General features: G+C 45.7%; 19 protein-coding genes and 5 tRNA genes. 3 read left to right on the top strand and 21 right to left on the bottom strand.

Annotated features, from left to right (window positions below; all coding sequences use genetic code 11):
* Positions 1–2: 2 nt before the first annotated feature.
* The 5 genes from ICN15_RS08395 to gltX all read right to left on the bottom strand — a co-directional run bounded on the left by ICN15_RS08395 (position 3) and on the right by gltX (position 2356).
* Complete coding sequence (locus tag ICN15_RS08395; RefSeq protein ID WP_216202249.1) at positions 3–335, bottom strand: multidrug efflux SMR transporter; 333 nt, start codon at positions 333–335, stop codon at positions 3–5.
* Positions 336–547: 212 nt separating this feature from the next.
* Positions 548–624: transfer RNA gene (locus ICN15_RS08390), tRNA-Asp, on the bottom strand.
* Positions 625–681: 57 nt separating this feature from the next.
* A tRNA-Glu gene (locus tag ICN15_RS08385) sits at positions 682–757 on the bottom strand.
* Positions 758–795: 38 nt separating this feature from the next.
* Positions 796–871 (bottom strand) — tRNA-Ala (locus ICN15_RS08380).
* A gap of 81 nt (positions 872–952) precedes the next feature.
* On the bottom strand, positions 953–2356 hold the full coding sequence (gltX, locus tag ICN15_RS08375; protein ID WP_216202248.1) for a glutamate--tRNA ligase: 1404 nt from the start codon (positions 2354–2356) through the stop codon (positions 953–955).
* Positions 2357–2424: 68 nt separating this feature from the next.
* Between gltX and ICN15_RS08370 the strand changes: the two genes are divergently transcribed.
* Positions 2425–3390 carry an Hsp33 family molecular chaperone HslO gene (locus ICN15_RS08370; RefSeq protein ID WP_216202247.1) on the top strand — a complete coding sequence of 322 codons (966 nt, stop codon included), beginning with the start codon at positions 2425–2427 and terminating at the stop codon, positions 3388–3390.
* Between the two features lie 36 nt (positions 3391–3426).
* On the opposite strand, the gene ftsB is transcribed toward ICN15_RS08370, so the two are convergent.
* From ftsB to ICN15_RS08350, 4 genes are read right to left on the bottom strand one after another with little or no spacing between them, the layout of a single operon-like run.
* Complete coding sequence (gene ftsB, locus ICN15_RS08365; RefSeq protein ID WP_216202246.1) at positions 3427–3750, bottom strand: cell division protein FtsB; 324 nt, start codon at positions 3748–3750, stop codon at positions 3427–3429.
* Between the two features lie 21 nt (positions 3751–3771).
* The gene (gene eno / locus ICN15_RS08360; RefSeq protein WP_216202245.1) at positions 3772–5058 is read right to left on the bottom strand and encodes a phosphopyruvate hydratase; all 1287 of its coding nucleotides are present in this window, start codon (positions 5056–5058) and stop codon (positions 3772–3774) included.
* A 33-nt stretch (positions 5059–5091) separates the two neighbouring features.
* Positions 5092–5955 carry a 3-deoxy-8-phosphooctulonate synthase gene (gene kdsA / locus ICN15_RS08355; protein WP_216202244.1) on the bottom strand — a complete coding sequence of 288 codons (864 nt, stop codon included), beginning with the start codon at positions 5953–5955 and terminating at the stop codon, positions 5092–5094.
* Between the two features lie 9 nt (positions 5956–5964).
* Complete coding sequence (locus ICN15_RS08350; protein WP_216202243.1) at positions 5965–7626, bottom strand: CTP synthase; 1662 nt, start codon at positions 7624–7626, stop codon at positions 5965–5967.
* Positions 7627–7990: 364 nt separating this feature from the next.
* On the opposite strand from ICN15_RS08350, the gene ICN15_RS08345 reads away from it, so the two are divergent.
* The gene (locus ICN15_RS08345) at positions 7991–10576 is read left to right on the top strand and encodes a bifunctional aconitate hydratase 2/2-methylisocitrate dehydratase (protein WP_216202242.1); all 2586 of its coding nucleotides are present in this window, start codon (positions 7991–7993) and stop codon (positions 10574–10576) included.
* A gap of 87 nt (positions 10577–10663) precedes the next feature.
* Here ICN15_RS08345 and ICN15_RS08340 read toward each other — a convergent pair whose 3' ends face one another.
* Genes ICN15_RS08340 through ICN15_RS08330 form a run of 3 tightly spaced genes read right to left on the bottom strand, consistent with a single transcriptional unit; the run spans position 10664 to position 16193 of the window.
* Positions 10664–11440, bottom strand: a complete 777-nt coding sequence (locus ICN15_RS08340; protein ID WP_255532937.1) for a spermidine synthase — start codon at positions 11438–11440, stop codon at positions 10664–10666.
* A gap of 3 nt (positions 11441–11443) precedes the next feature.
* Complete coding sequence (gene purL, locus ICN15_RS08335) at positions 11444–15478, bottom strand: phosphoribosylformylglycinamidine synthase (protein WP_216202241.1); 4035 nt, start codon at positions 15476–15478, stop codon at positions 11444–11446.
* A 34-nt stretch (positions 15479–15512) separates the two neighbouring features.
* A complete protein-coding gene (locus tag ICN15_RS08330; protein ID WP_216202240.1) occupies positions 15513–16193 on the bottom strand; it encodes an ABC transporter ATP-binding protein in 681 nt (226 codons plus the stop codon).
* A 25-nt stretch (positions 16194–16218) separates the two neighbouring features.
* Between ICN15_RS08330 and ICN15_RS08325 the strand changes: the two genes are divergently transcribed.
* Positions 16219–16869: an arylesterase gene (locus tag ICN15_RS08325; RefSeq protein WP_216202239.1), complete on the top strand. Its 651-nt coding sequence runs from the start codon at positions 16219–16221 to the stop codon at positions 16867–16869.
* Positions 16870–16872: 3 nt separating this feature from the next.
* On the opposite strand, the gene ICN15_RS08320 is transcribed toward ICN15_RS08325, so the two are convergent.
* From ICN15_RS08320 to ispD, 9 genes are all read right to left on the bottom strand, one after another.
* Positions 16873–18339, bottom strand: coding sequence for a peptidylprolyl isomerase (locus tag ICN15_RS08320; protein WP_216202238.1), 1467 nt, complete (start codon positions 18337–18339; stop codon positions 16873–16875).
* 96 nt (positions 18340–18435) lie between these two features.
* Positions 18436–18511, bottom strand: a tRNA-Val gene (locus tag ICN15_RS08315).
* 115 nt (positions 18512–18626) lie between these two features.
* Positions 18627–21059, bottom strand: coding sequence for an endopeptidase La (lon, locus tag ICN15_RS08310; protein ID WP_216202237.1), 2433 nt, complete (start codon positions 21057–21059; stop codon positions 18627–18629).
* 179 nt (positions 21060–21238) lie between these two features.
* Positions 21239–22612 carry an ATP-dependent Clp protease ATP-binding subunit ClpX gene (gene clpX / locus ICN15_RS08305; RefSeq protein ID WP_216202236.1) on the bottom strand — a complete coding sequence of 458 codons (1374 nt, stop codon included), beginning with the start codon at positions 22610–22612 and terminating at the stop codon, positions 21239–21241.
* 30 nt (positions 22613–22642) lie between these two features.
* On the bottom strand, positions 22643–23272 hold the full coding sequence (gene clpP / locus ICN15_RS08300) for an ATP-dependent Clp endopeptidase proteolytic subunit ClpP (RefSeq protein ID WP_216202235.1): 630 nt from the start codon (positions 23270–23272) through the stop codon (positions 22643–22645).
* 49 nt (positions 23273–23321) lie between these two features.
* A complete protein-coding gene (gene tig / locus ICN15_RS08295; RefSeq protein ID WP_216202234.1) occupies positions 23322–24659 on the bottom strand; it encodes a trigger factor in 1338 nt (445 codons plus the stop codon).
* 56 nt (positions 24660–24715) lie between these two features.
* A tRNA-Leu gene (locus tag ICN15_RS08290) sits at positions 24716–24802 on the bottom strand.
* Between the two features lie 81 nt (positions 24803–24883).
* Positions 24884–25387 carry a 2-C-methyl-D-erythritol 2,4-cyclodiphosphate synthase gene (gene ispF / locus ICN15_RS08285; RefSeq protein WP_216202233.1) on the bottom strand — a complete coding sequence of 168 codons (504 nt, stop codon included), beginning with the start codon at positions 25385–25387 and terminating at the stop codon, positions 24884–24886.
* A gap of 27 nt (positions 25388–25414) precedes the next feature.
* A complete protein-coding gene (gene ispD / locus ICN15_RS08280) occupies positions 25415–26170 on the bottom strand; it encodes a 2-C-methyl-D-erythritol 4-phosphate cytidylyltransferase (protein WP_216202232.1) in 756 nt (251 codons plus the stop codon).
* Between the last annotated feature and the right edge of the window lie 23 nt (positions 26171–26193).

Below are 26193 nucleotides of genomic sequence, written 5' to 3'. Positions count from 1 at the left end.
TTTCATGAATCCGGCATAGAGCTTGAGAACAGGCTTATTACTACAACACCCGCAGTGATCAGAAGAATTCCTAAGATTGCTGGTAAATCGAGTTTTTGGTCTAAATAAAACCAGCCCACGACTGCTATAAGCGCTATTCCCACTCCGCACCAAATTGCATAGACAATGCCTACGGGTATTGCTTTCACCAAAAGAGAGAGCAAGAAAAAGGCTGAAGCATATCCAACGATTACTATCAAGGAGGGCCAAAATTTGGTAAAGCCATCCGAAGCCTTCAAGGCGGAAGTGGCTGAAACTTCAGCAATAATTGCTGCCAAAAGCATGAGGTAATTCATAAGATATCCCCCTGTCAATATTTCGATAATAGATTCTAGCGATGGAACTCTTTAAAAGAATAAATTGTATTTAAATACTTTAAAGAATAAAAGGTCATATAAGGGAGTCTTTGATAGGCTTTTATTTTTGAAGCAACTAAACCGATGAGATGACTTAGGAAGATTTAGGATATAAAAAAAGCCCCTTTAAAAAGGGGCTTTTTGATTACATTTGGCGGAGCGGACGGGACTCGAACCCGCGACCCTCGGCGTGACAGGCCGATATTCTAACCAACTGAACTACCGCTCCAATTACAACGAATGCTACTTGTGTCACTTACTTCAACTCACAACTAGCCAAAATTCTTGGCGTCCCCAGGGGGATTCGAACCCCCGTACTCACCGTGAAAGGGTGATGTCCTAGGCCTCTAGACGATGGGGACCTGGACCACTAAAAACGAATACTGCTATTTCAAATGCTTGGTGGAGATAAGCGGGATCGAACCGCTGACCTCTTGCATGCCATGCAAGCGCTCTCCCAGCTGAGCTATACCCCCGTAATCTCGCTAAAAATCTACAAGACACTCAAAACAATCCAAGATTTTATCCTATTTTTGCAGGAAGACGCAAATTCTGGATTAGACGACCTTGGAAAGCCGGCGTATAGCCTCGTCCTTACCCAATACGACCAAAACAGAATCAATCGCCGGGGTCTGGGTTGTGGCAAATAAAGCGTAACGTACAGGCATTGCTAAGGCTGGCATCTTGATCTGATGCTTTGCTAGCACCTCTTTAAATGCTAAGCCATATGCCGCCTTCGTATGTTCAGCATTGCCGATGGCCGCGATTAAATCTTTCATCGCTGGAACAATTTCTTTGGGAATATTTGCAGCGATGTGTTCTTTACTATGTTCAGGAGCTGGTAGGTAAAACAGCTTAGCGCCTTCCGCAATTTCAATTAGGGTGTTCGCGCGATCTTTTAACAAAGCAACTACCTCAACAAAATGAGGCCCCTGCTCTGTATCAATGCCTAGTGCATGTGCGAAGGGCGTGGTCGATTCTGCTAACACTGCGGGATCCGCATTCTGAATATATTGGTGATTCAACCAGAGTAATTTTTCAGGATTGTGTTGGGCTGGAGATCTTCCGAGATTATCTAGGTCAAACCAATCTACAAATTGTTCTTTCGTAAAAATCTCAGCATCCCCATGTGACCACCCTAACCTTGCTAGGTAGTTCAAAATTGCTTCTGGTAGATAGCCTGCTTTTTGATAATCGCGCACACTCATGGCGCCATTACGCTTACTCATTTTTTCACCAGACTCATTGAGTACTGTTGGTAGATGGGCATAGACTGGTGGCGAACCACCAAGCGCCTTCATGATATTAATTTGGCGTGGCGTATTGTTAACGTGATCATCGCCGCGAATGACATGCGTAATATTCATATCCAGATCATCGACAACTACACAAAAATTATAAGTAGGCGTCCCGTCAGGACGAGCAATGACTAAATCATCTAACTCATCATTGCTGATCTCAATTTGTCCCTTAACTGCATCCTTCCAAATAACGGATTCACCCATCGGATTCTTAAAGCGAATAACTGGTGAAACACCTTCTGGTATTGGGGGGAGAGTTTTGCCTGGTTCGGGTCGCCATAAACCGTTATAGCGTGGCTTTTCTTTATTGGCCATTTGTTGATCCCGTAGCCGATTGAGCTCGTCCTCGCTCATATAGCAGGGATAAGCAAGACCCGCACTAAGCATCTGCTTGACGACTTCACGGTAACGATCGATCCGTTGCATTTGGTAGATTGGCCCTTCGTCTAAATCCAAGCCGAGCCATGCCATACCCTCAATAATGACGTCCACCGCTTCCTGGGTAGAGCGCTCTAAATCGGTATCTTCAATTCGTAAAATGAAGTCGCCCTGGTTGTGGCGGGCAAATGCCCATGGATATAGGGCGCTGCGAAGGTTGCCCAAATGAATGAAGCCCGTTGGACTAGGGGCGAAACGTGTACGTATATGCATAAATGACATTATCTCAGATCGGCTTTGAATTGCTCGAAATCCGACCTAGATTCTCAAAAAAGGGGATACTTTCACCTATGAATGAATTACTGGTTTTTATCTGTGATGGCGCCCCTGTCCGCGGGGAGATTGTTTCGATTAGCAGCGCCTGGCAGGCTGTTTTAGAGCGCCGTAATGACCCACCGGTAGTCCGGCGAATACTGGGTGACTTTGTTGGTGCAGCCACCCTGTTAAGCGCTAGCCTAAAGTTCAATGGCACCTTGATTATTCAAGCGCAAAGCAAAGGGCCTATTCAGCTCCTCGTTGTGGAATGTAATTCTGACCTCACAATGCGAGCAACGGTGAAGTTGTCTTTGGACGCATCTACTATTGACCCAAATGCCTCTCTAAGTGAGTTATTGGATGCGGAGAACACGGGTCGTCTCGTGATTACCCTTGACCCAGCCGATCGTCAACCTGGCCAACCCCCTTACCAAGGGATTGTGGCCTTGCAGGAGCACCATGGCACAGTAATTAAACCGGTCACTAGTGCAGCGGAAGCCATCGCCCTGTATATGCAAAACTCTGAGCAACTCGACACTCGAATTTGGCTGGCATCTAATGACACGCATGTAGGTGGCCTGCTCTTGCAGCGCTTGCCCGATTCTGGAGGACATGCACATCTAGATCCACAACTAGCAGCAGAAGGCTGGAGACGTATTCAGATTTTGGGTGAAACGATTACGGATGAAGAGCTGCTGACTCTTCCCCCGGAAACAATTTTGCGACGCCTCTTTTTAGAAGAATCCGCAGAAAATGGCGTTCGTAGCTTTCCAGCTCGCCCTATTCATTTCTCCTGCAGATGTTCGCGTACTAAGGTTGCAGATGTTCTCAGAATGTTAGGCGAGGAAGAGGTTGAAAGCATTCTGGCTGAGCAAGGTGCAGTTGAGACGGAGTGTGATTTCTGTGCCAAGGTCTATCAATTTGATGCAGTCGATTGCAGGCAAGTCTTTAAAACTGATTTATTGACTGATGCTACAAGACCTCCGTCTAGAGGCCACTAAGTATTTACTACGTAGTTACTCAGAAGCTACTAATTGCTATTTAGTAGTTGCTGGCTTTACGCCATCCATCTGGCTGGCAGATGCTTTTTCAGCGGGCAAAATCTGCACAAAGAATTCGCCTTCCTTAATCATGCCATGCTCAACCCGGGCACGCTCTTCACTGGCTCGAGTGCCATCCTTTAAATCATTAACATCTCCAGTGAGTTTGGCATTACGCAAGCTCAGCAGGCTATTCTTGGCTTGCTGTAGTTCAAGTTGCTTTTCCATCTCATAAACTTTCAGCCATCCACCCTTACCCAACCAAAGTGGGTACTGTATTGCGATGAGCAATAGCAGCATAGAGTAAATGACGATCCGCATAGCTTATGAGCCTTTTAATATCTATCGTGTTAAGTTATAGAAAACAGACTTTCCTGGATAAGTGGCAACATCACCTAAGCCTTCCTCAATACGCAGTAATTGATTGTATTTTGCAATACGATCAGAGCGAGATAAAGAACCCGTTTTAATTTGACCTGCATTGGTACCAACAGCAATGTCGGCAATTGTGCTGTCTTCAGTTTCACCAGAACGATGAGAAATCACGGCTGTGTAATTAGCGCGCTTAGCCATTTCAATAGCTGCAAAGGTCTCAGTCAAAGTGCCAATTTGATTAATCTTAATGAGAATGGAGTTAGCAACGCCCTTCTCAATACCTTCTTTAAGAATGCGGGTGTTGGTTACAAATAGATCGTCGCCAACTAATTGGATTTTTTTGCCCAATTTTTGAGTAATGTCAGCCCAGCCGTCCCAATCACTCTCATGCATGCCATCTTCGATCGAGACTATAGGGAATTGATCAGCTAAATTACCGAGATAATCAGAGAATTCACCAGAGGTGAGTTGCAAGCTCTCGCCGGAAAGATGATATTTACCGTCTTTATAAAATTCACTAGCAGCACAATCTAAAGCGAGCAAGACATCTTCACCTGCTTGATAACCAGCACCCTCAATCGCCTTCATGATGGTCTGCAAGCACTCTTGATTGCTCTTGAAATTAGGGGCAAAGCCACCTTCATCACCAACGGTCGTAGGCATGCCTTGGGCACCCAAAATTTTCTTGAGTTCATGAAAGATCTCAGCGCCACATCGCAATGCTTCGCGGAAGCTTTGGGCTCCTACGGGCATCACCATAAACTCTTGAATATCCAAACTGTTGTTCGCATGTGCACCGCCGTTGACGATGTTCATCATGGGAACTGGTAATTGCATTCCGCCTGATCCACCAAAGTAGCGATACAAAGGCAGGCCGGCTTCTTCAGCGGCAGCACGAGCTACAGCCATCGAAACTGCTAGCGTGGCATTGGCCCCTAAACGTGCTTTATTGTGAGTGCCATCCAGCTCATTCAAGGTGTGGTCCAGGAAAGCTTGTTCACTCGCATCCAGCCCCAGAATGGATTCAGCAATTTCGATATTGATATTCTGAACTGCTTTCAGAACACCCTTACCTAAATAACGCGCTTTATCGCCATCCCTAAGCTCGATTGCCTCACGAGAACCAGTAGATGCACCAGAGGGCACGGCTGCACGACCCATGACACCAGATTCTAATAAGACATCGCACTCGACCGTAGGGTTGCCACGTGAATCTAAAATTTCTCTACCAATAATGTCAACAATGGCGCTCATGCACCTTCTCCTCAATAAATATGAATGGGATGTTTACTTAAAACTGTCTTCTAAAAAAGAGCCTGATTTTTTTACAACTGAATCAATTGCCACTAAAGACTCAAGCAATTCTTTCATGAGATGAAGTGGCACTGCATTCGGACCATCAGAAAGTGCTTTAGATGGATCTGGATGGGTCTCCATGAATAAACCACTAATACCGACTGCAACAGCAGCGCGGGCTAATACAGGCACAAATTCACGTTGCCCGCCGCTTGAATTACCCTGCCCGCCGGGAAGTTGAACTGAATGAGTTGCATCAAAAACGACTGGAGCATGAGACTCACGCAAAATAGCTAAGCTGCGCATATCCGAAACTAGGTTGTTGTATCCAAATGAAGCACCACGCTCACAAACCATAAATTGATCCGGAAGATTTACCTCGCTAGCCGCAGCGCGAGCCTTATCCATCACATTGAGCATCTCATGGGGAGATAAAAACTGACCCTTCTTAAAATTCACTGGTTTACCACTTTGCGCGCAAGCTCGAATGAAGTCGGTTTGTCTGCATAAAAAAGCGGGCGTCTGTAGAACATCTACTACTTTGGCTACGGGTGCGATCTCGCTAATGTCATGAATATCTGTCAATACTGGCACGCCAATTTCACGCTTGACGCGAGCCAGAATCTCTAGACCCTTCTCCATTCCCAAGCCCCGGAATGAGGTGCCTGAAGAGCGGTTGGCTTTATCAAAGGAGGACTTATAAATGAATGGAATACCAAGCGCACTGGTAATTTCTTTGAGTGCACCCGCATTGTCTAAGGCTGATTGCTCTGACTCAATCACGCAAGTTCCTGCAATCAAAAAGAAACGGTGCTGTAAACCCACATCAAATCCACATAACTTAAATGCACTCATAGCACTCTCCTAGGCGACTTGCTTTTCAGCGACAGCTTGATGAAGCAATGACGCTTTAATGAATGCGGAAAATAATGGGTGTCCATCACGCGGGGTCGAAGTGAATTCTGGATGGAACTGTACGCCAAAGAACCAGGGATGCATTGCTTTGGGGAGCTCCATCATTTCAGGTAAAGACTCATTAGGTGTTCTAGCGGAAATTATTAAACCGGATTTCTCAAGGCGGGGTACATAAATATTATTTACTTCATAACGATGGCGGTGACGCTCATTGACTTCAGCGCCATAGATCTCTTGAGCTAAGGTACCTGCTTTTACAGGACAACGTTGTGATCCGAGGCGCATGGTGCCACCAAGATCAGATTCATTGCTTCGCTTCTCAATGCGACCTTCACGATCAACCCATTCGGTAATGAGAGCAACAACAGGGCTCTCAGTATCTGGATCAAACTCGGTACTATTAGCATGAGCAATATTAGCAACATGGCGCGCAAATTCAATCACCGCCAATTGCATACCCAGGCAAATTCCAAGATAAGGAATATGGTTCTCACGAGCAAAACGAATAGCCGCAATTTTGCCCTCAGTACCACGCTTACCGAAGCCTCCCGGAACCAAAATCGCATCTAAATTCTGTAAGCAATCGATCCCGTCTTTTTCAATCACTTCTGAATCGATATAGTTAATATTTACCTTAGTGTGATTATGAATACCCGCATGGCGCAAAGCCTCAATTAACGACTTATAAGATTCGGTGAGCTCAACATATTTACCCACCATGCCGATGGTGACTTCATGCTGCGGATTGGCTAATTCATAAACTAATTTAGCCCAGACAGATAAGTCTGCCGGCTTCGCTTCAATCTCGAGTTCGCGACAAATTAAGTCATCCATTCCTTGAGCCTGGAGCATCTCTGGAATTTTGTAGATGGTATCTACATCCCAAACCGAAATAACAGCCTCTTCACGTACGTTAGAGAACAGAGAGATCTTCGCTCGCTCATCATCTGGAATGGGGCGGTCTGCTCGACACAAGAGTACCGTTGGCATGATGCCGATTTCACGTAACTTTTGGACAGAATGCTGAGTTGGCTTGGTTTTAAGCTCTCCCGCGCTGGCAATATAAGGTACGAGGGTCAAGTGCACGAAGGCACAACTATGTTTGGGCAGGCGAATACTCATTTGGCGTGCCGCTTCTAAGAACGGGAGGGATTCAATATCACCGACCGTTCCACCAATTTCACAAATAGCAATATCAGCATGGCCATCGTGGCTTGCCTTAGCACCCCGCTCTACAAAAGCCTGGATTTCATTCGTAATATGAGGAATGACCTGGACAGTTTTACCAAGATACTCGCCCCGCCGTTCTTTACTAATTACTGACTCATAAATTTGACCAGTCGTGAAGTTGTTACTTCTGCGCATTTTTGCAGAAACAAAGCGTTCGTAGTGACCTAGGTCAAGGTCAGTTTCCGCGCCATCCTCAGTAACAAAGACTTCGCCATGCTGCAGGGGACTCATAGTCCCCGGATCGACGTTGATATAAGGGTCTAATTTTAGGAGGGTGACTTTCAGGCCGCGGGATTCGAGAATCGCGGCAAGCGAGGCGGCTGCGATTCCTTTTCCTAGAGAAGAAACCACACCACCAGTGACAAAAACGTATTTGGTCATCGCTTAAGCTCTGTTGGAAATATCAATTATAACGATAGCGTCGACCAAGTATTCAGGAATGACATAAAACGTTGTAATAGTTGGCTAGCAATCCATTCTCAGCCACAATCTAGTCACTTTTTCTTGGCAGGATCCACGCTTGATCGTGTCATAGATAAAAGCGCTTCTTTTTCAGTAATTTTTGACTATTCACAGGGTCAAAAGTGCTTTTCAATCGAATTTAGGCCTACATGCCTTCAAATAATCAAGCTTTCGGATTTAAAGTCTTATATAAGACTTAAATTTGCCACTATAATCATGTAAATCAGGAGAAAATTCTCTACAAGCATTTGAATTGACCATTTTTATCCCAATAGGAAACACCATGCTAGAAGCCTACAACCACCAGGTTGCCGAACGCGCAGCGCTGGGAATTCCAGCCCTCCCCCTGACCAAGGATCAAACGGCTGAACTAATCGGTTTACTGAAAAATCCTCCCAAAGGCACCGAAGCCGAGTTGCTTGAGCTTATTACTAATCGTGTCCCTGCCGGGGTTGATGAAGCAGCCAAAATTAAGGCAGAGTTTTTAGATGCTGTTGCCAAAGGTAACGAGAAAACGCCATTAATTTCACGTATTCAAGCAACCGATCTCTTAGGAACCATGCTGGGTGGTTACAACATTAAGCCATTAGTGGAATTACTCTCTGATGCCGAATGTGCAGATACTGCAGCAGCTGCACTGAAAAAAACTCTCTTGATGTTCGATTACTTTCATGATGTTCAAGAATTGGCCGAAAAAGGCAATGCTCAAGCAAAAGCAGTTCTGCAAAGTTGGGCAGCTGCAGAGTGGTTTACTAGTCGGACTGCTGTTCCAGAGAGCATGAAGCTCACTGTATTCAAAGTCACTGGTGAAACTAATACGGATGATCTATCACCAGCTCCTGATGCATGGAGCCGACCAGATATCCCCTTGCATGCAACGATTATGTTGAAGAACCCTCGTCCAGGCATAGAGCCAGACGAGACGGGCGTTCGTGGCCCAATGAAGCAAATTGAAGCGCTGCAGAAAAAAGGTAATCAAATTGCTTATGTTGGCGATGTTGTAGGTACGGGCTCTTCACGTAAATCAGCCACCAACTCCGTATTGTGGTGGACGGGTCAAGATATTCCCTTCGTACCCAATAAACGATTTGGCGGCGTTTGTCTCGGTACCAATATTGCCCCCATCTTCTTTAATACAATGGAAGACTCTGGCGCCCTTCCAATTGAATTAGATGTTTCACAAATGCATATGGGTGATGTGATTGAATTACGCCCCTATGAAGGCAAGGCATTCAAAGATGGTAAAGAAATTGCCTCTTTTGCCCTGAAGTCACCCGTCATTCTGGATGAGGTCCGAGCTGGTGGCCGCATTCCGCTCATCGTTGGTCGTGGCTTAACTGCTAAAGCCCGTGCAGCACTGGGCCTGCCAGCATCTACTGAGTTCCGCGTGCCGGTGAGCCCTCCTGACAGTAAAAAAGGTTTTAGTCTGGCTCAAAAAATGGTGGGTCGCGCTTGCGGTTTGCCAGAAGGTCAAGGCGTTCGTCCAGGCACCTATTGCGAACCACGCATGACAACGGTGGGATCCCAAGATACCACTGGCCCGATGACACGCGATGAATTAAAGGATTTAGCATGCCTTGGATTCTCTTCCGATCTGGTGATGCAATCGTTTTGCCACACATCAGCCTATCCAAAGCCTGTTGATATTCGCACTCAACACGAATTACCACCATTCATGACGAACCGTGGAGGTGTGTCATTGCGTCCAGGGGATGGCGTAATTCATAGCTGGTTAAATCGTTTACTTCTTCCTGATACCTGCGGCACTGGTGGCGATAGCCATACGCGCTTTCCGATTGGTATTTCTTTCCCTGCGGGCTCTGGATTAGTTGCGTTTGCTGCCGCAACTGGTGTCATGCCCTTGGATATGCCTGAGTCGGTATTGATCCGCTTCAAAGGCAAGATGCAACCCGGTATTACTTTGCGGGACTTGGTGAATGCGATTCCTTTGTATGCAATTAAAAAAGGTTTGTTGACTGTAGAGAAACAAGGCAAGAAAAATATCTTCTCAGGTCGCATTCTCGAGATCGAAGGCCTGCCTGATCTTAAAGTTGAACAAGCATTTGAGTTGTCAGATGCCTCTGCAGAGCGTTCTGCAGGCGGATGTACTGTTCACCTCAATAAAGAACCCATCATTGAGTACATGCGTTCCAATATTACTTTGATGAAGTGGATGATTGCAAACGGCTATGAAGATAAACGTACATTAGGCCGTCGTATCAAAGCAATGGAGGCTTGGATTGCTAAACCGGAGTTACTCCAACCAGATGCCAATGCAGACTATGCAGAGATTATTGATATCGATATGACTGATATTAAAGAACCAATCTTAGCCTGCCCTAACGATCCAGATGATGTGAAGTTCTTATCTGAAGTTTCTGGTGAAAAAATTGATGAAGTCTTTATTGGCTCTTGCATGACAAACATTGGCCACTTCCGTGCAGCAGGTCAAGTACTTCAAGGTAAAAAGGATATGCCTACTCGCCTGTGGATTGCTCCTCCAACCAAGATGGACGCAATGATTCTGATGGAAGAAGGTTACTATGGCATGCTTGGTGCCACAGGTGCTCGTATGGAAAGTCCAGGTTGCTCGCTCTGTATGGGTAACCAAGCACAGATCCGCAAAGGTTCGACGGCAGTGTCTACATCAACTCGCAACTTCCCTAACCGCTTAGGGATTGATACACGGGTATTTTTAGCTTCCGCTGAACTTGCAGCAGTCGCTGCTCTTTTAGGTCGCTTACCAACTCCTCAAGAATACTTGGAGCAAGTAGAGTCCTTAAAAGCGAAAGCGGGTGAGGTTTATCAATATATGAATTTTGACAAGATCAAATCATTTAGCGATGTTGCGGATACGGTTACGGTCTAAGCTTCACGTATTCCCAGTTGTTAGAGATGCAAAAAAGGCGATCAGTTGATCGCCTTTTTCTTTAACTCACATTAGAACCACAGTCCTTTAGATAAAGAGTTTATTTTCTTGACGAGCATTCTCGCGACTCAGACCGACAATCCAGTTATTGGTTGGTAAGCCCGTCTGTTCAAGTATTAATTTAGCGCGCTTAGAAACCGCTTTCCATTCAATATCCAGTTGAGGCCCTTTGAAAGCAATAGCTACGACGTTGCAATCATGGGATTCAGGAAATAAGAGCACTCGATTATCGAATGCCTCGCAAATATGCTTCAAATTAAGATTAAAACTTTTATGACGCGAGAATAGGTTAACCGTCATAACCCCAGGAGATTTAAGAGTTTTGTAACACCCCTGATAAAAGTCTAATGAGCTAGCTGCAGGTCCATCACAAATGGCATCATATAAATCCACTTGGATAGCATCAAAATATGCTTGATGCTCGGCACCCCTTACAAAATCCTTAGCATCTGTCTGAATAGTTTCTAGGCGTCGATCATCGTCTGGCGTGAAGAACATGCTGCGCGCAGAAACAATGACCGCTGGATTGAGTTCAACCACCGTAGTTTTTACTGCCGGACAATAACGATGGGTGAACTTGGTTAAAGCACCAGTCCCCAAACCAAGCTGGGCAACGCGCATACCAGGCTGCGTCTCCAAAAAGAGTAGCCAAGCCATCATCTGCTGGTTGTACTCAAGGTAAATCTCATCAGGATCTCGAATCCGCATCGCCCCCTGAATCAGTTCGCTGCCAAAATGGAGATAGCGGATGCCAGCACTTTCTGAAAACGTTACCGGCTCCATTGCCAATGAAGAATCCGACATCAATTACTTTGTCCAGACTCTGGCGTTACGGAAAAGGCGCATCCAAGGGCTGGCCCCATCTGGAGTATTGAGCCACTCATTCGGAGCCCAACTCATCTGCACCGCCCTAAATACACGCTCTGGATGCGGCATCATGACGGTGAAACGACCATCCGGTGTTGTAACCCCGGTTAAACCCCCGGGTGAGCCATTCGGGTTCATTGGATAAGTTTCAGTAGGATTGCCCTTGTGATCGACAAAGCGGAGTGCCGCTAAACCTTCATTCTGCAGATTCTCTAAATGACCTTGCTGACTAAAGTTAGCATAGCCTTCACCATGGGCAATCGCGATAGGCAAATGGCTGTCTGCCATTCCTTGCGTAAAAATAGAAGGGGAAGGCATTATTTCGGCCATAACTAAACGTGCCTCATATTGCTCAGATTGATTGCGAGTGAATTTAGGCCATGATTCAGTGCCAGGAATAATTCCCGCTAAGTTACTCATCATTTGGCAGCCGTTACAGACACCCAGCGCAAAACTATCTTGACGACCAAAGAACGCGGCAAACTGATCACGCAACTGGGCGTTAAAGAGGATGGTCTTAGCCCAGCCCTCACCGGCACCCAAAACATCACCATAGCTAAAGCCACCACAGGCAACTAAGCCACGGAAATCAACTAACTTAGATTTGCCTGATAGTAGATCTGACATATGAACGTCGTAACTATCAAAGCCAGCCCAGCTCATGGCATAAGCCATCTCAACATGCGAGTTCACGCCCTGCTCTCGTAAAATGGCTACTTTAGGTCGTGCATTCTGGTTAATAAATGGCGCTGAAATATCTTCCGTAATATCAAAAGTCAGCTTTGGTGACATACCCGCATCGGCAATATTATTCAATAAAGCAAATTCACTATCTGCACAATCTGGGTTATCGCGTAAGCGCGCTATTTGATAGCTGGTATTGGCCCACATCTTTTGTAATACTTCACGAGGTTCCGCAAAGATATTTTTAGCATCACGCCAAATTTCAATACGGCCATTGGTATTGGGTTTTGCAATTACATGACTATGCGCACTGAGGCCAAGTTTTCTCAATACTGCGAATACAGCATCACGATCTGCTTTACGGATCTGAATGACTGCACCTAACTCCTCATTGAACAAAGCGCGTAAAGTTTGCTCATGCCGTCGACCTGAGACTTGTTCAGCCCAGTTCTTAGCATCACCCCAATCAGCCTCTTGACCTATATCGACAGCAATCATGTCCACATTGATGGATATACCAATATGGGATGCAAAAGACATTTCAGCAATACAAGCAAATAATCCGCCATCTGAGCGATCGTGATACGCCAGTAGCTGACTATTTTTACGCAATTCAATAATTGCGGCAGCTAGTGCTTTCAGATCTTCTAGATAGTCTACGTTTGGGGCAGACTTACCGGATTGATTCAGAACTTGGGCGAGGATACTACCCGCCATGCGGTTCTGACCTCGGCCTAAATCAATCAAAATTAGTTCAGTTTCTAAAGCTGCGCCAGATTCATCCGTCAGCTTAAGTAAAGGCGTCGTCGTTTTACGAACATCTTGCACAGCGGCAAAAGCAGAAATAATTAATGAGACTGGAGATACAACTTTCTTTGCCTGATCACCTTCTTGCCAAGCCGTTGCCATTGATAAAGAATCTTTGCCGACAGGGATGGAAATACCCAAGGCTGGGCAGAGCTCCATTCCAATTGCTTTAACTGATTCATATAACTTTGCATCTTCACCGGGAGCGCCGCAAGCAGCCATCCAATTGGCAGAAAGCTTTACGTCTTCTAGCTGTCGAATATCGGCAGCCAATAAATTGGTGATAGCTTCACCTACCGCCATTTTGGCAGCTGCAGGCGCATCAATTACTGCTATTGGAGTCCGCTCACCCATAGCCATGGCTTCGCCACGATAACCCTGGTAATCCATGAGCGTTACTGCGCAGTCAGCGACAGGCACTTGCCAGGGACCTACGAATGGATCGCGGGCATTAAGGCCGCCAACAGTCCGATCACCAATGGTAATTAAGAATGACTTGCTCGCAACGGTGGGTTGCTGCAGAACCCAGGCGATACATTGAGCTAACTCCGTGTCAGTTACATCCAATTCTTGAAATTCTTGAGGTACGCACTTCACATCTCGGTGCATTCTTGGCGGTTTACCAAGCAACACTTCCATTGGCATGTCAATAGGCATAGAGGCATCACTACCTTCAGCTTCTTTGCTATCACTTAACTGTAGTTGTCGTTCAGTGGTAGCCTCACCGACGACTGCAAATGGGCAACGCTCACGCTCACAGAGCGATTTAAATAAATCTAAATCGTGAGTTTCGATTGCGAGTACATAACGCTCTTGAGATTCATTACACCAAATTTCTGCAGGGCTCATACCACTCTCTTCAAGCGGTACTTTACGTAACTGAAATTGCGCCCCTAAACCAGCGCCATCTGCTAGCTCTGGGAAGGCATTGGATATGCCGCCAGCACCAACATCATGAATTGAAACAATCGGATTCTTATCACCCATTGCAATACAAGCATTAATGACTTCCTGGGCACGCCGCTCCATTTCTGGATTACCCCGTTGGACTGAGTCAAAATCTAAATCTGCTGTATTGGTGCCCGTAGCAACAGAACTTCCCGTTGCACCACCCATGCCAATCCGCATACCAGGACCACCTAATTGAACAAATAAGTGCCCTGCTTTAATTTTTTTCTTTGCTGTATGAATAGAATCGATACTGCCGATACCACCTGCGATCATGATGGGCTTGTGATACCCACGACGCACACCTTCCAAGGTTTGCTCGAACACTCGGAAATATCCACCCAGAATTGGTCGACCAAACTCATTATTAAATGCAGCGCCGCCTAGTGGGCCTTCAATCATAATTTGGAGTGGCGTAGCAATACGCTCAGGCTTGCCATATTTCTCAGCTTCCCAAGGCAAATCTGTACCCGGAATATTCAAATTGGATACGGTGAAGCCAGTGAGGCCAGCCTTGGGTCTACCCCCAATACCTGTAGCGCCCTCATCACGAATCTCCCCACCTGCACCAGTGGATGCACCCGGAAATGGTGCAATTGCAGTTGGATGATTATGGGTCTCCACCTTCATCAAGGTGTGGACCAGGCGCTTGTCTTTTTGATAAAGGCGATCTGACCCTTTCGGAGTCCAAGTTTCTGACTCACAACCCACCATCACTGCTGAGTTATCAGAGTAAGCAACGATCGTTCCTTTAGGCTGAAGTTGATGGGTATTGCGAATCATGGCAAATAAGGATTTTTCCTGATCATCACCATCAATAGTCCAACTGGAATTAAAAATCTTATGGCGGCAATGTTCGCTATTAGCTTGAGCAAACATGATGAGTTCGACATCGCTAGGATTTCGTTCTAAGCGCATGAAATTCTCAAGCAAATACAGCACTTCATCTTCTGATAGTGCAAGACCTAATTCTAAGTTGGCCTTATCTAGCGCAGCTCTGCCTTCAGTCAATATTGGAATTCGGATAAATGGTCGATCAGGAAGCGATTGATATAAAGCACTGGCTGCATTGACATCCGTAATAAGCGCTTCAGTCATTCTGTCGTGCAAGGCAGCTAGAACAATCTGTGCCTGTTGTTCATTGAGTAGCTTTTTACTGAGCCAACCGTATTGAATGCCACGCTCAATGCGCAGTACATTGAGTCCACATTGACGCGCAATATCAGTTGCTTTGCTGGCCCAAGGAGAAACCGTGCCAAAGCGAGGAATGGCGATAGCAGACAGTGGCTGATTGGCTTTGCCAAACAAGGAGCTACCTGCTTTTATCTGGGATGCAAAAGGCTCTCCATAAGTCAACAGACTTTCAAGAATGCCTTTGTCTTTGGTATTGAGTTCAGACTCAGACCAAATGAAATGCAGGAATTGAGCCTCTATGGACTCGAGTTGAATTCCTTGGGCTGCCAGCGAGGCTAAAAGTCGCTGTTGGCGGAAGGCTGAAAGGGCATTAGCCCCGGGCAAGCAACAGAAGGATGACATCCCAAGATTATAAGGTTTCGATCAAACTAATTTGTCAAACTAAGCGACCACCTTGAAGACTCAATTGCCGCCCACACCGCGCAGCCAAGGCTGGATCATGGGTCACCAAAACCAGGGTTGAGGAATTCTCCCGGTTTAGCTCGAAGAGGAGCTCAATCACCCTATTTCCACTGGCCTCGTCAAGACTCCCAGTAGGCTCATCCGCAAAGAGGATAGCGGGTTGATTAATGAAAGCCCGTGCCAAAGCCACACGTTGCTGTTCACCACCTGAGAGGGTCTTAGGGAAATGATTCGCCCTATCAGTTAAACCCACTTTTTCAAGCCACTGCCCAGCAGCCTGTTTTGCTTCAGTTTGATTTATTCCCAGGATCTCCAGAGGGAGCATGACATTTTCTAAAGCCGTTAAATGGGGAAGTAATTGGAAGGATTGAAATACAAAGCCAACATATTTACCTCGTAAACGGGCCCTACCATCCTCATCCAGTAGATTTAGGTTTTGTCCCATTAAGTCTATTTGACCTTGGCTAGGAAGATCTAAGCCTGCCAAGAGGCTTAACAAAGTGCTTTTACCAGAGCCGGAGGCGCCAATAATCGCAACACTTTCACCCTGCTCAATTTCAAAGCCAATGTCGTGCAAAATGATAAGGTCGCCATCAGACGTCTTAACTAACTTGCGGACTTGGTGGGCAATAATCGACTTAGACTGTGTATTCATGTAAAAAATTTTCTAGAATTGAACAATGCGAACTCCGCTTTTAACCATCAATAAATGTGTTACCGGGCTATTTTGCCTCTTAATCAGTATTAATTCCTGGGCTAATACAAATCCAGTGATCTTGGTTTTGGGTGACAGCCTGTCCGCTGAATATGGCCTGCCTCGTGGCAGTGGTTGGGTCAATCTACTTGAGAAGCAACTGGACAAAGACAAAAGCCCTTGGACCGTATTTAACGCCAGTATTAGTGGAGAAACCAGTTCAGGGGGACTCTCTCGGCTACCCGCTCTTCTGGGTCAAAAGAAACCAGGGATTGTAATGATTGAGTTGGGCGCAAATGATGCCTTGCGGGGATTGCCGGTAATTCAAACCGAATCGAATCTGCGCATGATGATTCAGATGAGCAAGAAAACCGGTGCGCGGGTTCTACTCTTTGGCATCCAAATACCTACGAATTACGGCCAAAGCTACACAGCACAGTTTAAAAAACTTTACTCCCAGATCGCATCTGAAGAGCGCATAGAGCTTCTGCCTTTTTTCCTAGAAGGCGTGGCAACAAAACCCTCATTATTTCAAGCGGATCGACTGCACCCCAATATAGAAGCACAGAGAATTCTCTTTAAAAACGTGTGGGGCTCAATGGCCCCATACAAAAACTTGCTACACAAGCCGCTTTAGGAACTAGCCGCCTGAACTACTAGAGCTTGCAGACTTCAGTGGGTTTATCACTTTAACGTTCGCACTGTTGCGCCAGTAACCCATAAATCCAGCAAACTCCGATTGTGCTGCTAAGGACTGAATCTGTTTAGCCTGAGCTAGGTGAACCTTATTATCGACAGTAGTGGGTTGACGTATTTGGTCGATACGATAAATTGTCACACCAACTCCAGGGTTAGAAACCGATACAACTGCAGGCAATTTATCCGCACTCAAAGACATCACCTCATCCATCGATGAGCCAACTAAGTTGCCAGGCTTATTTCGTGAAATCCAATTAGCAGCGCCAAATCCTGAAGAGTTCTTAGGATCCTTTTCCAGAGCAGAAAATTTCTCACTAGCAGCAGCAACTGCCAACTTCTCAGCATTTCGCTGCGTGACTTGACGAGTCACTTCTGCAGATACTTCTTTATAGGGCAAGATTTGAGCAGGATGTAAAGTCACCACTCGTGCAGATACAAAAACACCCGGAGAAATTTGTACCGCTTCGATGTTGCGTTTATTCCTTAGAGCCTCATCGCCATATAGTGATTGCACTACTTTAGGATTAGCTAGAGGGTGATCCTTACTTAATCCAGGGACACCTCCACGCGTGACACCTTTTTGAGATTGAATACTTAACTTCAACTTATCTGCAGCCGGCTTGAGACTATCAGACTGGTCATAGGTTATGTTCGCAAACTGATCTGCTTTTTCATTAAAGAGTTTGGAATCTTCTTTGGAGTCTGCTCTTAGAACGATATATTCCACGTCGATATATTCAGGGCGCTCAAATAACTTGGCATTCGCCTCATAGAATGTTTGTAACTCTTCAGGGCTAGGACTGACCTTAGATAAGTATTCTTTCGCAGTAAATTGCAGGGTCTGCACTTGTCTTTCAGTTTCATATAAAGAAGAAACTATTTCTGATAATTTTGGGCTAGCTAATTCAGTGCGTGCAACGGAGTTAACAAGTTGCTGAATCTTTAAATCAAAGCTTTGGCCGGCGTAAAATTGCTCTTCATTCATACCATTATTAGCTAGTAACTGCTTAAAGCGTGCATCGTCAAATTTGCCATCTGAACCATACAAAGCGCGCACCTGAGGAATCTTCTGCAGGCTACTAACGAGTTCTTGCTTACCTACTTGGAGCCGTAAATCACTGACTGCGAATCCAAGGATACGCTGTTGCAGCAACTCATTCAGAATGGCCTGACGAAAAGGTAGACTCTGAGCAATCTGTAAGTTTCCACCAACGCGCTCAGCTTGACGTTTTGCTGCCGCCTCAACTTCTTGAGAAGTAATCGCTTTACCATTCACCTTGAGCAGATCTGTTTCCTTATCCATGAATTCCGAATAACTAGATATCCCAAATAGCGCAAAGGAAGGAACAATAAACAGCATTAATACAATTTGAAGAATTTTTTGGTGCTTACGGACGGAATCAAACATGAATTAATCGCTCAAAAGAAGTCAATGCTGAGAGTGTACTAGGCGTAAGGTCTAGGTGAGCTAGAAAGCCTGAAGAAAGTATGCAAATCGGGAAACTGGTGGGCGCTGACGGGATCGAACCGCCGACATTCTGCGTGTAAGGCAGACGCTCTACCATCTGAGCTAAGCGCCCCAATTAACACAGACAGAATTGTAACCTAGAGTGAAGATAAAAGAGAGGCTCTTCATCAAAATGACTCAAATGAATAAGTCAATCCGACTCAAAACCCCTCAAATATCCGTATACATCAATGCTTCAAGACCTCCGCGGAAGAAAGCTTCTCAGAAGCTTTACTTGCTTCGGCAGCCTTTTTGGCAAGCTCTTCAGGGGTTGGGTCAGACAAAGCAACCGGGGGTCGCTCTAGGGCAAGCTCCAGCACTTTATCAATCCAACGGACTGGAACGATTTCAATTGCATTCTTGACGTTGTCGGGAATATCAATCAGGTCTTTGATGTTTTCCTCGGGAATCAAGGCCAACTTGATTCCACCACGATGCGCGGCCAGCAACTTCTCTTTCAAGCCACCAATAGGGAGTACTTCGCCTCGCAATGTGATCTCACCCGTCATGGCAACATCTGAGCGAATTGGAATGCCCGTAAAGACTGATACAAGGGCAGTAGTAATCGCAATACCAGCAGACGGGCCATCCTTCGGTGTAGCGCCATCCGGGAAGTGGATATGAATATCCTTCTTCTCAAATGCCTCATCAGCGATACCAAGAACTCTAGCTCTTGAGCGCACGACCGTTTTGGCAGCCTCCACAGATTCCTTCATGACATCACCAATCGAACCAGTGCGCGTAATGACACCTTTACCTGGCATGACTGCGGCTTCAATCGTCAATAGATCACCGCCAACCTCAGTCCACGCTAAGCCCGTTACCTGCCCAACTTGATTCTCTTTCGCTGCAAGACCAAAATCATACATACGAACAGAAAGGAACTTTTCCAAGTTATCAGCATTAACTGTGATGGGAGCAGCTTCTTTTTTAAGAAGCAATAACTTCACTACCTTTCGACAGATCTTGCTAATTTCTCGCTCTAAAGAACGCACACCCGCTTCACGCGTGTAATAACGAATCATGCTACGGACAGCACTTTCCTCTATCTTGAGTTCATCTTTTTTCAGGCCATTATTTTTAATCTGTTTAGGGATTAAATAATTCATCGCAATACTAGTCTTTTCATCCTCGGTGTAACCAGCAAGACGAATAATTTCTAGGCGATCTAACAGTGGACCAGGAATATTTAAAGAATTTGATGTGGCAACAAACATGACGTCCGATAAGTCAAAGTCCACTTCGACATAATGATCTTGGAATGTATGATTCTGTTCAGGATCCAAAACCTCGAGCAAGGCACTTGCAGGATCTCCACGGAAATCCATACCCATCTTATCTACTTCATCCAAGAGAAATAATGGATTGCGTACACCGACTTTAGTCAAGCTAGACAGAATCTTGCCGGGCATTGATCCAATGTAAGTGCGACGATGTCCACGTATTTCTGATTCATCACGAACGCCACCTAAGGCCATACGCACAAACTTTCGGTTGGTAGCGCGAGCAATTGATTGACCTAAGGAAGTTTTACCAACGCCTGGGGGACCAACCAAACAGAGAATTGGCGCCTTCACACGGTCAACACGTTGTTGTACTGCGAGATATTCCAGGATGCGTTCTTTCACCTTATCAAGACCATAGTGATCTTCATCCAATACTTTTTCAGCATTGGTTAAATCATTGTTGATCTTGGTTTTCTTTTTCCAAGGCAGATTGACCAAGGTGTCAATAAAGTTCCGAATCACGGTAGCTTCAGCAGACATCGGAGACATCAGTTTAAGTTTCTTTAATTCAGACTCGGCCTTTTTCAATGCCTCCTTAGGCATGCGGGCCGCTTTAACGCGTTTCTCAAGCTCCTCGAGATCCGCACCCTCCTCTCCCTCACCTAATTCTTTTTGAATTGCTTTGACCTGCTCATTCAAGTAGTACTCGCGTTGACTCTTTTCCATCTGACGTTTCACACGCCCGCGAATCCGTTTCTCTACCTGCAAAATGTCAATTTCACTTTCGAGGTCAGCTAACAGGCTTTCTAAGCGCTGCACTACATCGATCATTTCTAACAAGCGCTGCTTTTGCTCGAGCTTGACCGGCAGATGCGCACAGATCGTATCGGCTAAACGACTGGCATCATCAATGCCGCCCAATGAAGACAAAATTTCTTGGGGAACTTTCTTATTCAGTTTTACGTACTGATCAAACTGCGCCATGATGGCGCGACGCAAGGCTTCTGTCTCATGAGCATCTAAAGTGGACATGGATGTAGGCGTTGCCTCACAGCCGAAATAGCCTTGGCTATCTTCAACTTGACTGACTTCAGCCCGTTGCACACCCTCTACCAAGACCTTAACAGTACCATCAGGGAGTTTGAGCATTTGCAAAATATTCGCAATGCAGCCAACTTCATAAAGATCCTCAACACTCGGCTCATCCTTGGCGGCTGCTTTTTGGGCAACCAAAAGAACATTTTTGCCGGTTTCCATAGCCGCTTCTAATGCTTTGATTGATTTAGGTCGACCCACAAATAACGGGATCACCATGTGCGGAAACACCACCACATCTCTTAAGGGGAGAAGTGGGAGTTGAATGGGTTCAGAGGGTAATAATAAGTGGCCAGGCATGGGGCAATTCCTCCAAAAATAGTCATTCCGTAAAGATCTCTAGCAATGCCGTAGTACTACATACGGACATTATTAAGGAATAGGATACTACCTATATGGATGCCGACTACAGAAAAACAAGGGGTAAATATGCCAAAAGTGAGCGAAAAACTGCTGAAAATTGCTAAAAAGGGTAAATATTAGGCTTTTTTACTCAATTCTGTAGATTCATCGTCCTGTTTGTAGACCAAGATGGGTTTTCCGCCATCGGCAATGGTGCTGTCATCTATCACTACCTTTTGAACATTCCTTAAGGATGGCAGGTCATACATCACATCCATCAGCGAGCCTTCGAGGATAGATCTGAGGCCGCGAGCACCCGTTTTGCGAGCGATTGCCTTTTTAGCAATTGCTGCTAAGGCCGCTGGCCGGACTTCTAATTCGGAGCCTTCCATGGTCAAGAGCGCTTGATATTGCTTCACAAGTGCGTTCTTGGGTTCAGTCAGAATCTGGATCAGAGCAGGCTCATCAAGTTGCGCTAGGGTGGCAACCACCGGTAAACGGCCAATCAACTCAGGAATCAGACCGAACTTGATTAAGTCTTCAGGCTCAACTTCAACCAAGAGGTCGCTTACGCCGCGATCATCCTTACCCGGTACTGTGGCATTGAATCCAATGCCCGTCTTCGCCGTACGCTGTTGAATGACCTTCTCAAGACCGTCAAATGCGCCACCGCAGATAAACAGAATATTCGTAGTGTCCACTTGTAAGAAATCTTGATTTGGATGCTTACGACCACCTTGCGGAGGTACAGAAGCCATCGTGCCTTCAACTAGCTTTAATAGTGCTTGTTGTACACCCTCGCCGGATACATCACGGGTAATCGATGGATTGTCAGATTTACGAGAAATCTTATCGATTTCATCTATATAGACAATGCCGCGTTGGGCTTTTTCTACGTTGTAATCACAGGCCTGTAGCAACTTTTGAATAATATTTTCAACGTCTTCACCAACATAACCAGCCTCAGTTAAGGTTGTGGCATCCGCCATGACAAAAGGGACATCAAGCATGCGCGCTAAAGTCTGAGCCAATAAAGTTTTACCGGAGCCTGTAGGTCCAATCAGCAAGATATTGCTTTTGGCTAATTCAACGCCATCAACCATTGCTTTAGCCGGAACCTTGGATTCCTTTTTATCGGCAGCCTTTTCTACAGCTTCCGCTGGCTTGCCTTCTTTATCTAGCTTTACATTTTTAGGCTTCGGCAAATACTGTAAGCGCTTGTAATGGTTATATACCGCTACCGCTAGCGTTTTCTTTGCATGATCTTGACCAATCACATATTGATCTAGATTCTCGCGAATTTGATGCGGTGTTGGCAACGACTCATCGCCCTCTGCCTTAGGAAGCTTCGCAAGCTCCTCTTGAATAATGTCAGTGCACAGGTCAATACACTCATCACAAATAAATACCGAAGGTCCTGCGATGAGTTTTTTAACTTCATGCTGGCTCTTGCCACAAAAAGAGCAATACAGAACTTTGTCTGTGCTATTGGAATTGTTTTTATCGCTCAAGGTTGGTATCTGTCACTAATAAAGTCTAAATTAAGGACGCTTATCGATTACTTTGTCAATCAAGCCATATTCTTGAGCTTGTTCAGCAGACATAAAGTTATCGCGATCTGTATCTTTAGCAATTGTTTCAATCGATTGGCCAGTACGATCCGCCAAAATTTTGTTCAAACGCTCACGCAGGTATAGAATTTCGCGGGCTTGGATTTCAATATCCGAGGCCTGGCCACGTGCGCCACCCAAAGGCTGATGAATCATCACTCGTGAATTAGGCAAAGCATAGCGTTTACCCTTTTCACCAGCACATAACAAGAATGCACCCATACTAGCGGCCATCCCCATGCACAAGGTGCTGACGTGGGGCTTGATAAATTGCATGGTGTCAAAGATGGCTAGACCGGCAGATACTGAACCGCCAGGAGAGTTGATGTACAGAGAAATTTCTTTATCTGGATTCTCACTCTCGAGAAACAAGAGCTGTGCAATAACTAAGTTTGCAGTTTGATCATTGACTTCGCCAACCAAAAAGACAACACGCTCTCTCAGTAAGCGAGAGTAAATGTCATAAGCCCTTTCACCTCGACCAGAAGTTTCGATCACCATGGGAACTAAACCCAAGCCTTGAGGCTCTAAATTCTCAGACTGGAAATGATTCTGGCTCATGTGATTAGACCTTTTATTAAATAGATATTAGAGATGAATTAATCTTAGCTTAGTTTAATTTACTCAACTCTTCAAAAGTAATGGTTTTATCAATTACTTTCGCTTGTGAAGTGAAATACTTGATAACGTTGTCTTCTAAGACCATATTCTCGATATCTTTGAGGCGACTTGGGTTGCTGTAGAACCAACGCACTACCTCTTTTGGATCTTCATAGGTAGCAGCTTGTTCATCAATTTCAGCTTTAATTTGATCGGCAGTCGCAGCTAGGTTTTGTTGCTTCACGAGGTCGCTCAAAATTAAACCCAGACGAACGCGCTTGATTGCTTGTTCAGCAAACATCTCAGCGGGTATAGGCGCATCCTTAGCATTTGGAATACCGCGCTGAATTAAATCTTGACGAGCAGACTCCACCATACGCTCTTGTTCTTGGGTAACCAACGATTTAGGTACATCCAGCTCGCAAATACTATTGAGCTTATCCATCACCTCGCCTTTTAATAGGGAGGTAATACGACGCTTCGTTTCGCGATCAAGATTTACTTTGACTTCTTCACGCATCTTTGCAACGCCGCCTTCGGTAACGCCTAAGGACAATGCAAATGCATCATCAACTACTGGAAGGTGCGCCCAGTTCACCGATTTCACAGTAATAGTGAAGTCAGCAGTTTTGCCTGCCACGTCTTTGCCATGATAATCAGCTGGGAAGCTTAATGGAAAAGACTTGCTCTCGCCTGCTTTAAGACCTAAGGTAGCAGCTTCAAATTCGGGGAGCATACGGCCTTCACCCAGAACGTATTCAAAGTTTTCTGCCCTACCACCAGCAAACTCAATATCATCAATCTTGCCTACAAAGTCGATTACTACTTGATCGCCAGCTTGAGCGACTGGGCTTGCACCGCCATCGCCATGCTCACCGGCTTCGCCACGTGGGTGGTAATGCACTTGCTGCTTACGTAAAACATCCAAAGCACGGTCAATTTCCGCATCGGAAATATCGGTCGTGTACTTAGTTACCTCCGCTTTACTGAAGTCGCCAATTTTGACCTCTGGTAATACTTCAAAATAAGCATCAAACACAACAGTGTCCGCGTCTAGTTCGCTTTTGGGATCGAGGCGTGGCTGACCTGCCAACATGATTTTTTCATTTCGTGCCAACTCATAGAATAGTTCAGAAGCTTTATCGAATTGCAGTTCGAAATCCACTTGCATGCCATACTGCTTTTCAACCATATTCTTAGGCACTTTGCCCGGACGAAAGCCAGGGACTTTCATGGTCTTGCCCAATTTAGCCAAACGGGCTTCTTTTGCCTTGGCCAAATCGGCACGAGCAAACTCTAAGGTCACTTTGCGGTCTAACTGACCTAAATTTTCTATTTGCACAGCCATTCTCGTCTCTTAATTAAAATCAGAATATATGAAGCCCAAGCCAAGTAGCTATCTTGTGGTGCGAGGAGGGGGACTCGAACCCCCACACCATTGCTGGCGTCAGGACCTAAACCTGGTGCGTCTACCAATTTCGCCATCCTCGCGCGAATTCCGCAAACACTACCGACCTAGAACTTCACTCTAAAGACCGTTATTCTACAATGCTTGGCGGTTTTGGAGGATATTTAGGCCTTGTACAGCAAAGCGACAGCATGGACAGCAACGCCCTCACCTCGACCAAGATGCCCTAAAGATTCATTGGTTTTCGCTTTGAGGTTGACATGGTTGGCCGTCACCGCCAAATCAGCCGCAATATTACGGACCATATCCGGCAAGAAAGCGGCTAATTTGGGCTTTTGGCAAATAATGGTTGCATCGACATTACCTACCTGAAAACCTGCAGCCTGCACTTTTTGTAAAGCAGCTCTAAGTAAAATTCGGCTATCCATATCTTTAAATTGAGGATCAGTGTCCGGAAATAATTGACCAATATCATTTAAACCTGCAGCACCTAACAAAGCATCTGTCAAAGCATGCAGCAAAGCATCTGCATCTGAGTGACCTAATAGGCCCTTTTCATAGGGAACATGAACACCACCTAAGATGAACTTGCGATCAGACACTAAGGCATGAACGTCATAGCCTTGGCCGATTCGAAACTGGGGGGTGTGGGATGGGCTTGAGGTCATAGGTTTACCGTAATTTAATCTCAGGTTTTATTTATGCGAAGCTTGCAAAATAGTTTGCATCAAATCCCAATCTGCAGGATGGGTTACCTTAAAGTTCCGAGTCGCTCCTTCAATAAGCAATGGACTAACACCAGTAAGCTCCATGGCGCTGGCTTCATCAGTAATATCAGCCTCTAAACGAATGCCCTCGTTAATCGCATCGTAGAGGCGCTTTAGACCAAACATTTGAGGTGTTTGAGCTTGCCACAGATGATCACGGGAGATTGTCTTTAACGCTCGTGTTGGATTGCCGGCAATAGCAGAATGTGCATCTGCCATTTTTAAAGTATCTGCCAAAGGCATGCCTAATATGCCGCCCTCGCCCGATTGACTGACTTCCTTAATCAGTTTTTGAATAAGCCCGGGAGAAATTCCTGGGCGAGCTGCATCATGAACAAGCACCCAATCATTCTCTGGAATGCCGGATTGCAGCATGGCAGCCAAGGTATTTCGAACGGTTTCTTGGCGAGTTGGCCCGCCAGTCGGAAGAAATCGAATGAGTGGGGATTTGTTAGATAGGGTAGATAAAACAGGGTTATCAATAAACCCAGGGCTCACACCTACCCAAATAGAAGCAATCTCTGGGGTGTTAACAAAAGCCTCCAAAGCATAGGCCAGCATAGGCTTGCCAGCCAACTCCTGAAACTGCTTTGGCAAAACACCGCCCAGCCTTGAGCCTGAACCCGCTGTAGGGAGTAAGGCATGACTCTGAGGCAAATGTTGGGATTGAGCTGAAGCGTGCATACCTGATTCTATAATGAGCTTAG

The sequence above is a fragment of the Polynucleobacter sp. CS-Odin-A6 genome (assembly GCF_018882095.1).
Lineage (GTDB): Bacteria > Pseudomonadota > Gammaproteobacteria > Burkholderiales > Burkholderiaceae > Polynucleobacter.
Note: the sequence above shows the minus strand (reverse complement) of the source record. Positions and strands in the feature narration are given on the sequence as shown.